This window comes from Streptomyces sp. AB3(2024) (genome assembly GCF_041862025.1).
In the GTDB taxonomy this organism is placed as follows: Bacteria; Actinomycetota; Actinomycetes; order Streptomycetales; family Streptomycetaceae; genus Streptomyces.
On record NZ_JBGWAB010000407.1, the window covers coordinates 1 to 232 of the forward strand.

General features: G+C 72.4%; 1 protein-coding gene. It reads right to left on the bottom strand.

Features of this window, described 5'->3' with window-relative positions; all coding sequences use genetic code 11:
* On the bottom strand, positions 1 to 232 hold a 232-nt coding region (locus ACEPPI_RS40985), incomplete at both ends, for an acyltransferase domain-containing protein (protein ID WP_373920309.1).

A 232-nucleotide genomic window follows, 5' to 3' on the forward strand; every position in this document is an offset into this window, starting at 1 on the left:
CGCGACGAACGCGGCCACCGCATCGGCGTCCCCGGCCACGACCGTGCTCGACGGACCGTTCACCGCAGCCACACCCAACCGGCCCGCCCACGCCTCCAACCGCGCCTCAACTGCCTTCAGGGGCAACGGAATCGACGCCATACCCCCCAGACCGGCCAACTCACGGCCGATCACCTGCGCCCGCAGCGCAACGACCCGAGCCGCATCCCCGAGGGACAGCGCACCCGAGACG